Below are 14826 nucleotides of genomic sequence, written 5' to 3'. Positions count from 1 at the left end.
GCGTCATGGTACGCGAGAGTCACCGAACAGCCGGGGTGCGGTTACGTGAGCCGCTCGGCGGATGCACCAGTTGGCGTCACTAGGGGAAACATCCGCCGAGCAGCACTGCACTTCCCCGCCGATCGGGCTGGGGAAGACCTTCGAGGTCGCCGGTTCAGCTCCCCCCTCATGGGAGCCGACCCAGTGTTCCTTACCTCGTCACGAACTGTATCACCATATGCCATCTTTCAGTGGTACATACCACTATTTAACGGTCCAGTAATATTGGCCACGGGCTTCGGGCATCGCGGAACGCAGGAAGAACAGCAGATTCGCCGGTCGCTCGGCGAGCCTGCGCACGAAGTAGCCGTACCACTGTTCACCGAACGGGACGTACACCCGCAGATGCTGCCCCAGGCCGGTCAGCCGCTCCTGCTCGGCGGGGCGGATCCCGTACAGCATCTGGAACTCGAAGTCCGCGCACCCGCGCGAGGCGGCCGTCGCCAGCAGTGCGGCGGCTTCGATCATGGCCGGATCGTGCGTGGCCACCATCGGATATCCCTTGCCCCGCATGAGAATACGAAGACAGCGCAGATACGACGCGTCGACCTCGCGCTTGCGCCGGAAGGCCACCGATTCCGGCTCGTCGTAAGCCCCTTTGCACAGCCTGATCCGGGCGCCCTCCTGCGCGAACGCCTCGCAATCCGCCTCGGTCCGCCGCAGATACGCCTGCAGCACGGTGCCCACCGTCTCGGGATGCTCGTGCCGCAGCCCGCGCACGATCGCCAGCCTCGAATCGGTGGTGGCATGATCCTCGGCATCCACCGTCATCCAGATCCCCGCGGCCGCAGCGGCTTCGGCGATCACCCGCGCGTTGCGCAGCGCCACGGCGTGACCGTCCTCGCCGAGGGCCAGTCCGAGCGCGGAAAGTTTCACCGAGATCTCCAGCGGCCGTGGCGCATCCGCGCTGCCCTGCGGAAGCTGCGCCAGGGCCTCGAGCAGGCGCAGGTACTCCTGCACCACCTGTTCTGCCCGTTCGGGATCGACGGTGTCCTCGCCGAGATAATCGATCGTGACGAAGCGGTCCTGCCGCACCAGCTCTCGCACCGTCTCCATCGCTATATCCCGAGAGTCGCCCGCGACGAACCGGTCGACGATCCGCCTGGTCACCGGTATCCGGGTGAGGCCGCGTTCGGCGCGGGCCGACCGCGCCGCGGCCAGCAGCGCCGGCCGCAGGGGGTTGGCGAGCACGAGTGCGGGACGGTGTGCCGCGGAGTCGGCCGGACGGGTGAATTCGGCGCTCATTTCACTTCCCCGGATTCGCTCGCCTGATGCGGATATTCGTGCGAGGTCGCCGCGACGAAGGTCTCCTTGAGCGAACGCGGGGAGGCCCACCGCAGCAGGTTGAGCGAAGATCCGGCCTTGTCGTCCGTACCCGAGGCGCGGGCGCCGCCGAAGGGCTGCTGACCGACCACCGCACCGGTCGGCTTGTCGTTGACGTAGAAGTTCCCCGCCGCGAAACGCAGTGCGGCGCCGGCCTTCTCGATCGCGTGGCGATCCTGGGCGATGACCGCGCCGGTCAGCGCGTAGGGCGAACCCGAATCGACCACGTCCAGCACGTCCTCGAACGCACCGGGTCGTGCGTCGTCGTAGACGTGCACCGCCAGGATCGGGCCGAAATACTCGGTGCGGAACGCCTCGTCACCCGGATCGTCGCCGAGCAGCAGGGTCGGGGCGACGAAATAACCGACGCTGTCGTCACAGGTGCCGCCCGCCGCGACGGTCAGGCTCGCGGTCGACTTCGCGCGCTCGAGCACACCCGCGAGCCGGTCGAAGGCCCGCCGATCGATCACCGCGCCACCGAAATTCGTGAAATCGGTGACGTCGCCGTACCGCAGCGCGCTCACCTTGTCGATCAGCTCCGCGCCCATGCGCGCCCACACCGAGCGCGGCACGAACGCCCGCGAGGCCGCCGAGCACTTCTGTCCCTGGTACTCGAACGAGCCGCGAATCAGCGCGGTGGTCAGCACATCCGGATCGGCCGAGGAGTGCGCGAGCACGAAATCCTTGCCGCCGGTCTCCCCGACCAGCCGCGGATAGCCGCGATACCGGTCGATCCGCTTGCCCACCTCCTGCCACAGGTGCTGGAAGGTGCGCGTGGAGCCGGTGAAATGAATGCCCGCCAGCCCCGGATCGGCCAGCAGCACATCGGACACCTCGGGCCCGTTGCCGTGCACCAGATTGATCACACCGGGCGGCAGCCCGGCCGCCTCGAGCAGCCGCATCGTGTGATAGGCCGCCACCGCCTGGGTCGGCGAGGGCTTCCAGATCACGGTATTGCCCATCAGGGCGGGTGCGGTGGGCAGATTGCCCGCGATCGCACTGAAGTTGAACGGGGTGATCGCGTAGACGAACCCCTCCAGCGGGCGGTAGTCGGTGCGGTTCCACACCCCCGGCGAGGAGATCGGCTGACCGGCCAGGATCTCCCGGGCGAAATGCACATTGAAGCGCCAGAAGTCGACCAGTTCGCAGGGCGCATCGATCTCGGCCTGGTAGCAGGTCTTGGATTGGCCGAGCATCGTCGCGGCGGCGATCTGCTCACGCCAGGGTCCGGCGAGCAGGTCGGCCGCGCGCAGGAAGACCGCGGCGCGCTCGTCGAAAGGTAGTGCGCGCCAGGCGGATGCGGCGGCAGTCGCGGCGGCCACGGCCTCGCGGGCCTCGTCCGCCTCGGCCAGGTGCAGGGTGCCCAGCACCGCCTCGTGCCGGTGCGGCTGCACCACATTCACCGCGGCTCCGGTGCCGGGGCGGTGCCTGCCGTCGATCACGTGGCAGATCTCGGTGGGATCAGCGGCCAGCTCGTGTAGAGCGGCGCGCAGACGTGCGCGTTCGGGGGTGCCGGGCGCATAGGAGTGCACGGGTTCGTTGGTCGGTGCGGGGACCGTGGTGATCGCATCCATAGCAGGAAATAAACACCGAACCGACCGCCTCCCCCTTGTCCGCACGGACGAATTGCGGGACTTGTTTTAGTCGGATTGAATGAAGAGTGTGAACCAGTTCATACCACTCTCGGAACTGCTGTCCGCGCTGACCAGCTCGGTTGTCACGCTGGTGGACGCGCCCGAGGGCGAGGACGTGGTCGTCGGATCGGTGGCCTTCCTGGATCTGGACGATCCGAACCCCGAAACGGCGCCCGCCCAGCCCCTGCCGGAGCTGTATCTGCAGGTCGGGGTGTCGAACGCCGATGCGGTGCACTGGCTGCGTGAACTCGTCCGGCACTGTCCGGCGCAGTATCGCCCGCGCGCGGTGTTCTCCAAGGGGGCCGAGGAACTGCGCGAGGCCGCCCGCGACGCCGGGCTGGCGCTGGTGGCGGTGCATCCGCAGGCCCGCTGGGAGATGGTGCACGCGCTCGTCGGGCGGATCATCGGACAGGGCGGCGGGCCGCTGACCGTGGCCTCCGCGCCCGTGCTGGACACCGATCTGTTCGGGCTCGCGGCGTCGGTGGCCGAATCCACGCACGGGCTGGTCACCATCGAGGACGACCAGTCCCGGGTGCTGGCCTATTCGGCGGACAGCAGCGCCTGCGCCGATGCGGTGCGGCGGCTGTCGGTACTGGGCCGCCAGGGACCGCCGGGATATCTGCACTGGCTGCAGCGCGAGGGCATCTTCGATCGGTTGCGCAATACCGGTGACGCCGTGGAGGTTCCGGCGCAGCAGGAGTGGGAGACCAAGCGCCGCATCGCCATCGGCATCCGCGAGCCGGGTGCACCGGGTATCCGCCCGCGCACGGTACTGGGCACGATCTGGGTGCAGGAGGGCGCCGAACCGCTGCGTTCGGACAGTCCGCGGGTGCTGCGCGGTGCGGCTTCGATCGCCGCACGGGTCATCTGGCGCACCCGGCACGCGCCGACCACCGATGCGCTGCTGGTCCAGCGCCTGTTCGGCGCGCACGGCGGCGACGTGGACGTGGCCGCCTTCGCCGAGACCTTCGGTGTCGCGGTGGACGGGCGCGCCGCGGTGGTCGGCTTCGCCCGGCATACCGACGAGCAGGAACCGGCCCAGCGCGCGCAGGAGGCCGTCCACCGCGGCGCGGTGACACTTCGCCTGCACGCCAGCGCCTTTCGTCAGGACTGCGTCACCGCGCTGATCGGCGATCGGCTGTATGTACTTTTCCCCGAACATCATTCGGCCGATCGGGTGACCTCGTGGACCAGGCAGGTGATCGAGCAGCTCGCCGAACGATCCGGATTGCGGCTGCGCGCGGCCATCGCCTCGCCCGTGGACGGACTGGCCGATGCCGCGCGCGCCCGCGCCGAGGTCGACCGCGTCCTGGACCGCACCGCCGATCTGCCCGACGCGGATACCGTCACCACCCTGGCCCGCTCGCGCACCACGGTCCTGCTCGCCGAGATCCTCACCCTGATCGGCGATCAGCCCCAGCTACGCGACCCTCGCCTGGACACCCTGGTGGACTACGACGCGAAGTACTCCGCCGATCTGCTCGCCAGCCTGGATGCCTACCTGACCCGTCACGGCGACGTCCGCACGGCCGCAACGGATCTCAGCATCCACCCGAACACCCTGCGTTACCGCGTCCGCCGCGCCACCCAGCTGATGGGCCTGGACCTGGACTGCGCCCCCGACCGCCTCCTGCTGGAAATCCAGCTCGCGGTGCATCGCCTGTCCGTGCCGCCTCCGGCCGAGACCCGGAACTGAGCCGTACCGGAAAGCGCCACTACCCACTGCTCGCGGGCCACTGCCCGCGCCGGGACATATCGACGATCAGCGCGGCGATATTCCACGCGTCGTCACCGCCGCGATGATGCGTCCCCTCCAAGGGCAGCCCCGCGACCTGCAACGCCGCATCCATCCCGAAACGCTTCGAGGTGTCACGCGATTCGGAGAACACCCGCTTGGCATTGGTATGCCGATCACCGAATGGATACGTCACACCGGTTGCGGCACACTGTCTCTCGAACTGCCGCCGGTCGTAGTCCCCCCAACTGGCCCACGCCCGCTCGCTCGCCCGATACCGCTGTCCCAACAGCGCACACGCACTCGCGAAATCCACCCCCGCCGCAACCTGCTCGGGCGTGAGAGTGGTTAGCCGCGTACAGAATTCACTCACCGAGGACCGCTCGGGCCGCACCAGAATACTGTCCCGGCCCACCCGCTCGAGCGTCCGCATATCCAGCACGCAGACCCCGACCTCGATGATCTCGCTGGGCTGTCCATCGGGACTCGCGCCCTCCCAGCACGTGGCCTCCACATCCACGACATTGAGCAACCGATCGTCCATACCAGCAGGCTACCCAGCCCTCATCCCCACCGACCAGCGGTTTTCCGACAACCCGAGTGCTCCCCGTGATCCGGAGATGCGTCCGCGCAGATCCCACGATCCACACGGACGCATCGACCGATCGGTTCACGAGCCCGACGCTCACGCCTTGGTGATCGACACCCGCACCCCGCCGACGATCTCGGCCGCATCCTGGCCCGCATCACCGAATGTGAGTGTGGTGGCGAGGATTTCACCGGCGATCAGGTCGCGGTGGGTGTGGGCCCACTCGGCGCGGTCGGCCGGCACGTCCAGCACGACGGTGATCCGGTCCGAGACGTCCAGCCCCAGCGATTTGCGCGTCTCCTGCAGGTCGCGGATGAGGTCGCGGGCCCAGCCCTCGGCCTCGAGTTCCTCGGTGACCTCCGAATTCAGCACCACCAGACCGGCATTGCCGGGCAGGGCGGCGGTGGATTCGGGTTCCGCGGCGACCAGGCGCTGGGTGTACTCCTCGGGCAGCAGCTCCACCCCGGCCGCGGTGACCACCCCTTCGGGGCTCTCGGACCACTCCCCGGCCTTGACCGCCTTGATCACCGTCTGCACCTGCTTGCCCAGGCGCGGACCGGCGGCGCGGGCGTTCACGACGAGTTCGAAACGGCCGTGCGCGGCGACGTCGGCGGTCAGGTCGACCCGCTTGACGTTCACCTCGTCGGCGACGATATCGGTGAACGGTCGCAACCGCTCCGCGTCCGCCGCCGCGATGGTCAGCTCCGACAGCGGCAACCGCACGCGCAGGTTCTGTGCCTTACGCAGGCTCAGCACCGTCGAGCACACCGACCGCACCTCGTCCATGGCCGAGACCAGTTCGGTGTCCGCGGGCAGATCTCCCGCCTCGGGCCAGTCCGTCAGATGCACCGAGCGACCACCGGTCAGGCCGCGCCAGATCACCTCCGACACCAGCGGCAGCAGCGGCGCGGCCAGCCGGGTGGTCACCTCGAGCACCGTGTGCAGGGTGTCGATCGCGTCGTTGTCCTCCTCCCAGAACCGCGAACGCGACCGACGCACATACCAGTTGGTGAGCGCGTCGGCGAAACCGCGCAGTTCGTCGCAAGCCCCGGCGATGTCGTAGACGTCCAGCGCCTCGGTGATGACGTCGCGAGTGCGCGCCAGCTTGGCCAGGATGTACCGATCCAGCACATGCGACGAATCGGTGCGCCAGGTCCCCGGCTTGGAGGCGTACAGCTGCAGGAAGGTCCAGGCGTTCCACAGCGGCCGCAGCGCATGGCTCACGCCCTCGCGGATACCGCGCTCGGTGACGATGAGGTTGCCGCCGCGCAGGATCGGCGAACTCATCAGGAACCAGCGCATGGCATCGGAGCCGTCGCGGTCGAACACCTCGTTGACGTTCGGATAGTTGCCCTTGGACTTGGACATCTTCAGGCCGTCGTCGCCGAGCACGATGCCGTGTGCGGCAACGGTCTTGAACGCCGGTCGGTCGAACAGCGCGGTCGCGAGCACGTGCATCTGGTAGAACCAGCCGCGGGTCTGGCCGATGTACTCGACGATGAAGTCGGCCGGATTGTGGCCCGGCGCCTGCGCGGTGCCGTCGAACCATTCCTTGTTCTCGAACGGGTAGTGCACCTGTGCGAACGGCATGGATCCGGAGTCGAACCAGCAGTCCAGCACCTCCGGCACCCGGCGCATGGTGGACTTGCCGGTCGGATCGTCCGGATTGGGCCGGGTCAGCTCATCGATGCCGGGCCGATGCAGATCGTCCGGACGCACCCCGAAGTCCCGCTCGAGTTCGTCCAGCGAACCGTAGACGTCGATGCGCGGATAGGCCGGATCGTCCGACAGCCACACCGGGATCGGGCTGCCCCAGTAACGGTTGCGGCTGATGTTCCAATCCCGCGCGCCCTCGAGCCACTTGCCGAACTGACCGTCGCGGATGTGCTCGGGCACCCAGGTGATCTGCCGATTCAGCTCCACCATCCGGTCCCGGAATTCGGTCACCGCCACGAACCAGGACGGCACCGCCATGTAGATCAGCGGTTGCCCGGAGCGCCAGCTGTGCGGATAGGAGTGCTCGATCGTCTCGTGCCGCAACAGCTTTCCGGACGCCTTGAGATCCTTGATGATCACCGGATTGGCGTCGAACACCATCATGCCCTCGTACGGCGGCACCATCGAGGTGAACCGCCCGCCCGGATCCAGCGGCTGCACCAGCTCGATCCCGTGGGCGGAGGCCACATCCATATCCTCCTCACCGAACGCGGGCGCGAGATGCACGATCCCGGTACCGGATTCGGTGGTGACGTAGTCCGCGGTCAGCACGCGATGCGCGTTCGGGTGGCCCACGAAGAATTCGAACGGCGGCTCGTACCGCAGATCGGCCAGGGCCGCACCGGCGTACTCGCCGAGCACCTCGGGTTCCGCGCCGAGTTCGCGGGCGTACTGCGAAACCCGCTCGGCTGCGAGCAGATAGCGCTTGTCGCCCTGCCCGCGCACCTGGACGTAGGTCACGTCCGGATGCACCGCGATCGCGAGGTTGGACGGCAGCGTCCACGGAGTGGTGGTCCAGATCAGCGCGTTGGCGCCGTCCAGATCGTGCAGCGGATGTTCCTCGGGCACCCGCAGCAGCATGTCCACGGTGACGGCCGGGTCCTGCCGCATCTTGTAGGCGTCGTCGAGCCGGGTCTCCTGATTCGACAGCGGCGTCTGCTCGTACCAGCTGTACGGCAGCACCCGGAATCCCTGGTACACCAACCCCTTGTCGTACAAGGTTTTGAATGCCCACATCACCGACTCCATGAAGTCGATATCGAGGGTCTTGTAGTCGTTGTCGAAATCGACCCACCGTGCCTGACGGGTCACATAATCGCGCCACTCACCGGTGTAGCGCAGCACAGAGGATTTGACAGCGGCATTGAATTCCGCAAGGCCCATCTGTTCGATCTGTGATTTGTCCGTGATACCGAGCTGCTTCTCCGCCTCGAGTTCCGCGGGCAGCCCGTGACAGTCCCAACCGAATCGCCGATCGACCTTCTTGCCGCGCATCGTCTGAAAACGCGGGACCAAATCCTTGACGTACCCGGTCAGCAGATGACCGTAGTGTGGCAAACCGTTGGCGAACGGCGGACCGTCGTAGAAGATGAACTCCGCACGGTCCGAACGGTTGTCGATGCTGGCGCGGAAGGTGTCGTCGGCGGCCCAGTAGTCCAGGACGCGCCGCTCCAGCTCCGGGAAGGAAACCTGTCCCCCGGCGCCCAGATCGACGCGCGGATAGGTGTCCCGGACATCGCTGGGCTCTGCCTTGCGGGGGGTTGTCTCGTCCGCCATGTCGGGACGTCTCTCCTCGTGCCGTATGCGCCGTCGGCGCAATCCATGGGCACGGGGACGAATATCGGCGCCGGTGCGCCGAGACCGCGGTACCACCCCGCTTGCCCGGCGCAATGGTGATAGCACCGGACCTCTCGTTGTGAGCTGTGACGGGCTCACCCGTTCGGTTCTACTGAGCGTCGCAGCTCACGAGGCCGCGTAGCCGTTCTTCCGAAGGCTCCCCGGTGATTGCCGGATCAGTGCCGTAGTTACAGGTTTGATTGTAGCCACTACGGTCAAAACTATTTCCGACCGCGGTTGGGTTCGCATCGAGCGGCTACATCGCTCACCGTTTGACGTGTCGGCCTGGACGCGTCTGGGTGTCATCGTCGGAGTCGCGCATCGACAGGGCACTCACCAGCAGCAGAACCGCGCCGATGACGCACACCACGATGCATCCCCAGGCCCACACCACCGAACCGGTGGTCAGTGCGGCGACCAGGAGGCCGAATCCGATAGCCGCGAGAACAAGTGTCAGGACGAGCATGGTCACCCCCTAGGCGGGCCTACTGGCTCGACGAACTTCCGACCACGACCGCGGCTGCGCGTACCGAACCCGAGCTGCCGGGAGCGGCGGACAGCCGAAGCGAAATTACTTGCCGCCCTTGGCGAATGACGCAGAGGCATGGCTGTTGTTGGCGCCATCGAAGGCCTCACCACCGTCGACCGGTACCGCCGAACCGCGGTTCTCGAGTTCTTCGAGCTGGGACTCCAGGTAGGACTTCAACCGCACCCGGTACTCGCGCTCGAACGTCTTGAGCTGCTCGATGCGGCTCTCGAGCACGCTGCGCTGCTGGGTGATGGTGGCCATGATCTCGGTGTGCTTGCGCTCGGCGTCGGCTTGCAGGGCGTCGGCCTTCTCCTTGGCCTGGCGCAGCTGGTTGTCCGACCGGCTCTGCGCGTCGGACAGCAGGGTCTCGGCCTTCTGCCGAGCCTCGGAAACCATGCCGTCGGAGCGGGTCCGCGCCTCGGTGACCAGTCGCTCGGAGTTAGCCCGCGCGTTGGACAGCAGCGTCTCGGCCTCGGTCTTGGCATCGGTCGTGAGCCGGTCGGCCATCTCCTGGGCCAGGCTCAGCACCTTGGCGGCCTGCAGGTTGGCGTCCGCGGCGCCGGGATCCTTGACCGGCGCGGGCGCGGCGACCGGCATCGGAGCCGGCGGCGGCACCGGAGCGGGCTTGGGCGGTTCCGGTTGCGGCGGTGCAGATTTCACCGCCTGCGGCATCGGGCGGGGGGCCGCCTTGGCATCGGACAGCTCGGCATCCAGCTCGGCAACCCGCTGGCGCAGATCCGCGTTCTCCTCGATCAGACGTGAGAGCTCCTGCTCGACCAGATCGAGGAAGGCATCGACCTCGTCCTCGTTGTAGCCGCGCTTCCCGATCGGCGGTTTGCTGAACGCGACGTTGTGCACATCGGCTGGGGTCAGCGGCATGGAAGGATCCCTTCACGCTTCGTACGGAGGTCTAGCGGTAGATCTTGCAAGCTATTCTTCACGACCCATTCTGTCACACCGGCGCGTGCGCCTGCCCGAGCCCGCCCGTGACCGTCATCAAGATGAACACGATGAATATCAACACCATAATCGACAGATCCAGCCGAATTCCCCCCAGGTTGACCGGAGGTATCAGCCGCCTCAGCAGTTTCACCGGGGGGTCGGTGATCGTGAAGATCAGCTCGAGCCCGATGACGACCGCGCCGCGCGGGCGCCAGTCCCGGGCGATGCTGCGGATGAACTCGACGATGATCCTGCCGATGAGCAGCAACCAGAAGACGAACAGCAGGTAGTTCAACACACTGAACAGGGCCACCCCGCCCACTCTGCCTCAGATTCGGTGTCCTGCAAACTCCCCGCGCCGTCTCGAGGCGGCGCGGCTTCCCCCGCGCGTCGCGCACCGGCCGGTGACGGCCACGGCACGACGTCCGATTCGAGCGTTATTTCTGGTTGTAGAAACCGGTTTCGGCGATGCGGCGGCGCTCCTCGGCCGATACGTCGACATCGGCCGGTGAGAGCAGGAACACCTTCGTGGCGACCTTGTCGAACGAACCACGCAGCGCGAACGCCAGGCCCGCGGCGAAGTCGACCAGGCGCCGGGCATCGGCGTTGCTCATCTCCACCAGATCCATGATCACCGGAGTGCCGTCGCGGAACCGCTCGCCGATGATGGCCGCCTCGGTGAAGGTGCGCGGCCGCAGTGTCGTGATCTTGGACAACGGGCCTCCGTCCTCGAAGACCGGCGAGCGGCGCGGAGCCGGCTCGAAACGAGCGCGCTCCTCCAGCCGCCGCTCTTCCATCCTGCGCTCGACCTCCGGGTCGACCGCCAGCGCGCCGTGCGTGGTGCCGCGGATCATCGACGGTCCGCTACCGAGGCCGCGCGAGCGCCCCGATGGCGCGGACTCGATTCGGGTGGGCCGGCGAGACTCGTAACGATCGTCGGAATAGGCGTCGTCGGCGAATTCGCTACGCCGAGACACGGTGTACCCAGGCTGATACGGCGCCTTGTAGGCGGGCTCGGGATAGCTCTGCTCGGCCTCGTAGCGATCGTCGTCGAAACGCGAACGCCCCCCGCCCTCGTAGCGAGACTCCGAGAACTCCCGCGACCGACGCGCGGGCCGATCCTCGATCCCCCGAGGCCCGCGATCATCGACGTAGTCGTCTTCGTACTCCTCCAGCGGCACCATGCCGAAGTACGCCTTGAACCTGTGCAGCGTGCTCATTCTTCCACCTCGCTGACGCCTCCCCGCACGAGCACGCTCGTGACTGCCTTGACGACTCGCTCGCTGCGCTCGCTCATCCTGGTCGACCTTCCTACGGCCCCGGTTGACCTGGGGTGTTGAAGTCTTGCTCAATCCTCGCAGTCTCAAGCATATGTTTCGAATGTGACTGATGAGGTTTGTTTGCTATCCCGAGGTTATCGGTCGAGCGCCCATCAAGGCAGTACCGACACGCACACAGGTGGACCCGTGTCGAATCGCCGCCTCGAGGTCTCCCGACATGCCTGCGGACAGCTCGGTCCCCGTGGGGTGTTGCGCTAGAAATCGGGTCCGCATCTCGGCCAGCCGAGCGAACTCGGCATCCGGATCCGAATCCAGCGGCGGAATCGCCATCAGGCCCGCGAGCTGCAGATTCTCCAGGCCCGCAACATGATCGGCGAGTGCGGGCAAATCGTCCGGGGCGATGCCACCGCGGCCCGGATCGCGATCGAGGCCGACCTGGAGCAGAACCCGCAGCGGACCCCGGCGAACATCCGCCTCCCGGGCGGCCCGCACACCCGCGTCAAGAGCCGTTGCCAGCCGGGCGCTGTCCACCGAATGGACCGTATGGGCCCATCGGGCAACGGCTTTGGCCTTGTTGCGTTGCAGACGGCCGATCATGTGCCATTCGACACCGGGCAGATCGGCCAGTTCGGCCGCCTTCGCGGTCGCCTCCTGCTCGCGGGATTCGCCGAATTCACGCCGCCCCAGCCCGTGCAGAATCGCCACGTCCGAGGCCGGAAAGAACTTCGTGACCGGCAACAATCGCACCTGCGCCGGATCACGCCCGGCCGCGCGGCAGGCCGCATCGATACGTCCGAGCAACCCGGCAAGCGCGGTCGACAGCTCGCCTGTCCGCGTGCCGGATTCCGTAGTGGCCCTATCGAATTCGCCGATCATGATTCCTCTCCCTCGAATGCGATTCCTATCACGATCCGTTCGGGCGTGTCCCGTCAATTTCCGGACACCGTGTCCGCATCAGCCCGCACTGCGCCCTCGGGTACACCCTGCGACGTACCCGAGCGACCGCCGGATCAGGCCGGAGAATCCGCGGGCTCGCGCCAGATGACCCCGGCGATGCGACCGGTCGGCGCACCACGACGATGACTGAACAGCGTGGCGTCCTCGATCGTGCAACGCGGATCGACCGCGACCGCACCGACCCCCGCCGCCTCGAGCTGACGGCGAACTCCGGCGCGCAGATCCAGGCCCGGAGTGCCCTGCGCGGTGGTGGTGGCGCTACCGGGCAGATGGGCCTCGACGTCCGCGCGCATCGCGGCGGGCACCTCGTACCGTGCGCCGCTCGCCGCGGGGCCGAGGAACGCGCCGATGCGTTCGGATTGCGCGCCGACCGAGATCATCGCCTCCAGCACCCGCGGCACGATCCCGATCCGCGCGCCGACCCGGCCGGCGTGGACCGCGGCGATCACTCCGGCCTCGTCATCGGACAGCAGGATCGGCACACAGTCCGCGGTCAGCACCACCAGTGCGAGTTCCGGGACGGTGGTCACCAGCGCATCGGTCACCGGCACCGGCTCCGCCCGCGGCCCGTCCACGATCGTCACGGTGCGACTGTGCACCTGTTCCATCCAGACCAGCCGCTCCGGCGCCAGCCCGATCCCCTCCGCCAGCCGAACCCGATTGCGCCGCACCGCCTCCGGATCATCACCGACATGATCACCCAGGTTGAACGAGTCGTACGGCGCGCGGGAGAACCCACCGGCACGGGTCGTGGTCACCCGCCGAGTCCTCCCCCGCCTCTCCGCGACTTCAGCGTGCCGCAAGGTGCCCGAAGACTCATGCGTCGGGCCGACGGTTCGGGAAACCGGTTGGATTCTGGGCGTTCCCGACGAGTTACCCATATGCACCCGAGATCAGTTGTTGCGTTGGCATACACCCGAGATTAGTAGCCCTCCTCCGAGAGGGGCGGACACGGGAGCGCCCGCTCCCTTTTCGGGAGCGGGCGCTTTTCAGGGAAACACTACCTACCGGCGCATGAACGAGGGCACGTCGACGTCGTCGTCGGTGTCCTCGTCGGGCGGCTGGATGTGACTGCGGGAGTTGTGCGCGACGGTGGGTTCGACGGCCGGGCGGGGTTCATAGGACGGGGCGGGGCCGCGGGAGACAGGGGCCGGAGTCGCGGGAGGAGGTGCCGGGTCCGCGGTACGGCTCGGGAAATCGGTGCCGCGGGAGTGCGTTTGGCCGACCTCTCCGGCACGCGCCGAACCGATCGTGGAGCGGGTGACCGGCGCGTCCAGCCGACGGGTCGGTGCGCCGCTGTCGAATCCGGCCGCGATCACCGTGACGCGCACCTCGTCGCCGAGCGAATCGTCGATGACCGTACCGAAGATGATGTTCGCCTCGATGTGCGCGGCCTCCTGCACCAGCGAGGCGGCCTCGTTGATCTCGAACAGGCCCAGATCGGACCCGCCCGCGATCGAGAGCAGCACGCCGTGCGCGCCGTCCATCGACGCCTCCAGCAGCGGCGAGTTGATCGCCGCTTCGGCCGCCTTCACCGAACGGCCCTCACCGCGTGAGGAGCCGATGCCCATCAGGGCCGATCCGGCCCCGGACATCACGCTCTTGACGTCGGCGAAGTCGACGTTGATCAGACCCGGGGTGGTGATCAGATCGGTGATGCCCTGAACACCGTTGAGCAGCACCTCATCCGCGGAGCGGAAGGCGTCCATCAGACTGACCGCCGCGTCGCCCAGCTGCAGCAGCCGGTCGTTCGGGATGACGATCAGCGTGTCGCAGGACTCGCGCAACGCCTGTATTCCGGCCTCGGCCTGGTTGCTGCGCCGCTTGCCCTCGAAGGAGAACGGGCGCGTCACCACACCGATGGTCAGGGCGCCGAGTTTGCGGGCGATGCTGGCCACCACCGGCGCGCCGCCGGTTCCGGTGCCGCCGCCCTCACCGGCGGTGACGAAGACCATGTCGGCACCCTTGAGCACCTCTTCGATCTCGTCCTTGTGATCCTCGGCGGCCTTGCGGCCCACCTCCGGGTCTGCACCGGCGCCGAGGCCGCGGGTGAGCTCACGCCCGACGTCGAGCTTGACGTCCGCATCACTCATCAGCAGCGCCTGCGCGTCGGTATTGACGGCGATGAACTCGACTCCCTTGAGTCCCTGTTCGATCATTCGGTTGACGGCGTTCACGCCGCCGCCGCCGATACCGACGACCTTGATCACTGCAAGGTAGTTGTGCGGGGGCGTCATGGGCTCTCGCCTTCCTTCGATCTAAAGCCTGTCGTTTGTGGATTCCCGGCAGAGCGCCGAGCCGCGGATGGTTTCGATCCGGCTAACCCGGGCTCCCGCCCGAGCAAACCCTCAACCTCAACCATAGGGTTGGCGTTATGTCAAGTATCCGACTGCTGCGGAACGCTATTCGTACCCGCCGCAATCCGCGCGCAGGCGCGCCGACGCGAGAACCAGAATCTTGTGCGA

12 protein-coding genes are annotated in these 14826 nt (G+C 67.4%); 1 reads left to right on the top strand and 11 read right to left on the bottom strand.

All coding sequences use genetic code 11. The features are described from left to right. Nucleotides 1–243: 243 nt before the first annotated feature. Nucleotides 244–1284: a proline dehydrogenase family protein gene (locus tag ON40_RS10740; RefSeq protein ID WP_051192954.1), complete on the bottom strand. Its 1041-nt coding sequence runs from the start codon at nucleotides 1282–1284 to the stop codon at nucleotides 244–246. After that, nucleotides 1281–2936 carry an L-glutamate gamma-semialdehyde dehydrogenase gene (gene pruA, locus ON40_RS10735; protein WP_040821162.1) on the bottom strand — a complete coding sequence of 552 codons (1656 nt, stop codon included), beginning with the start codon at nucleotides 2934–2936 and terminating at the stop codon, nucleotides 1281–1283. The genes ON40_RS10740 and pruA overlap by 4 nt, the downstream gene beginning before the upstream one ends. Nucleotides 2937–3015: 79 nt before the next feature. Here pruA and ON40_RS10730 point away from each other — a divergent pair, with 79 nt between their 5' ends. Beyond that, nucleotides 3016–4692, top strand: a complete 1677-nt coding sequence (locus tag ON40_RS10730; protein WP_040821160.1) for a PucR family transcriptional regulator — start codon at nucleotides 3016–3018, stop codon at nucleotides 4690–4692. Nucleotides 4693–4711: 19 nt separating this feature from the next. Here ON40_RS10730 and ON40_RS10725 read toward each other — a convergent pair whose 3' ends face one another. The 9 genes from ON40_RS10725 to ftsZ form a co-directional block, all read right to left on the bottom strand. Further along, nucleotides 4712–5275 (bottom strand): 3'-5' exonuclease, encoded by a 564-nt coding sequence (locus tag ON40_RS10725; protein ID WP_040821158.1) that lies wholly within the window; start codon nucleotides 5273–5275, stop codon nucleotides 4712–4714. Between the two features lie 141 nt (nucleotides 5276–5416). After that, nucleotides 5417–8593, bottom strand: coding sequence for an isoleucine--tRNA ligase (ileS, locus tag ON40_RS10720; RefSeq protein WP_040821156.1), 3177 nt, complete (start codon nucleotides 8591–8593; stop codon nucleotides 5417–5419). A gap of 325 nt (nucleotides 8594–8918) precedes the next feature. Beyond that, a complete protein-coding gene (locus ON40_RS10715) occupies nucleotides 8919–9119 on the bottom strand; it encodes a hypothetical protein (RefSeq protein WP_040821458.1) in 201 nt (66 codons plus the stop codon). Between the two features lie 105 nt (nucleotides 9120–9224). Continuing rightward, complete coding sequence (wag31, locus tag ON40_RS10710; protein WP_040821154.1) at nucleotides 9225–10061, bottom strand: DivIVA-like cell division protein Wag31; 837 nt, start codon at nucleotides 10059–10061, stop codon at nucleotides 9225–9227. A gap of 73 nt (nucleotides 10062–10134) precedes the next feature. Further along, the gene (locus tag ON40_RS10705; RefSeq protein WP_040821152.1) at nucleotides 10135–10437 is read right to left on the bottom strand and encodes a YggT family protein; all 303 of its coding nucleotides are present in this window, start codon (nucleotides 10435–10437) and stop codon (nucleotides 10135–10137) included. Nucleotides 10438–10561: 124 nt separating this feature from the next. Next, nucleotides 10562–11344, bottom strand: a complete 783-nt coding sequence (locus ON40_RS10700; RefSeq protein ID WP_040821150.1) for a cell division protein SepF — start codon at nucleotides 11342–11344, stop codon at nucleotides 10562–10564. Nucleotides 11345–11527: 183 nt separating this feature from the next. Then, nucleotides 11528–12280, bottom strand: coding sequence for a YggS family pyridoxal phosphate-dependent enzyme (locus ON40_RS10695; protein ID WP_040821148.1), 753 nt, complete (start codon nucleotides 12278–12280; stop codon nucleotides 11528–11530). Between the two features lie 134 nt (nucleotides 12281–12414). Then, the gene (gene pgeF / locus ON40_RS10690) at nucleotides 12415–13119 is read right to left on the bottom strand and encodes a peptidoglycan editing factor PgeF (RefSeq protein WP_245567747.1); all 705 of its coding nucleotides are present in this window, start codon (nucleotides 13117–13119) and stop codon (nucleotides 12415–12417) included. 246 nt (nucleotides 13120–13365) lie between these two features. Beyond that, a complete protein-coding gene (gene ftsZ, locus ON40_RS10685) occupies nucleotides 13366–14598 on the bottom strand; it encodes a cell division protein FtsZ (RefSeq protein ID WP_040821144.1) in 1233 nt (410 codons plus the stop codon). Between the last annotated feature and the right edge of the window lie 228 nt (nucleotides 14599–14826).

This window comes from Nocardia jiangxiensis NBRC 101359 (assembly GCF_000308615.1).
Classification (GTDB): Bacteria; Actinomycetota; Actinomycetes; order Mycobacteriales; family Mycobacteriaceae; genus Nocardia; species Nocardia jiangxiensis.
This window is presented reverse-complemented; position numbering and strand designations above follow the sequence as displayed.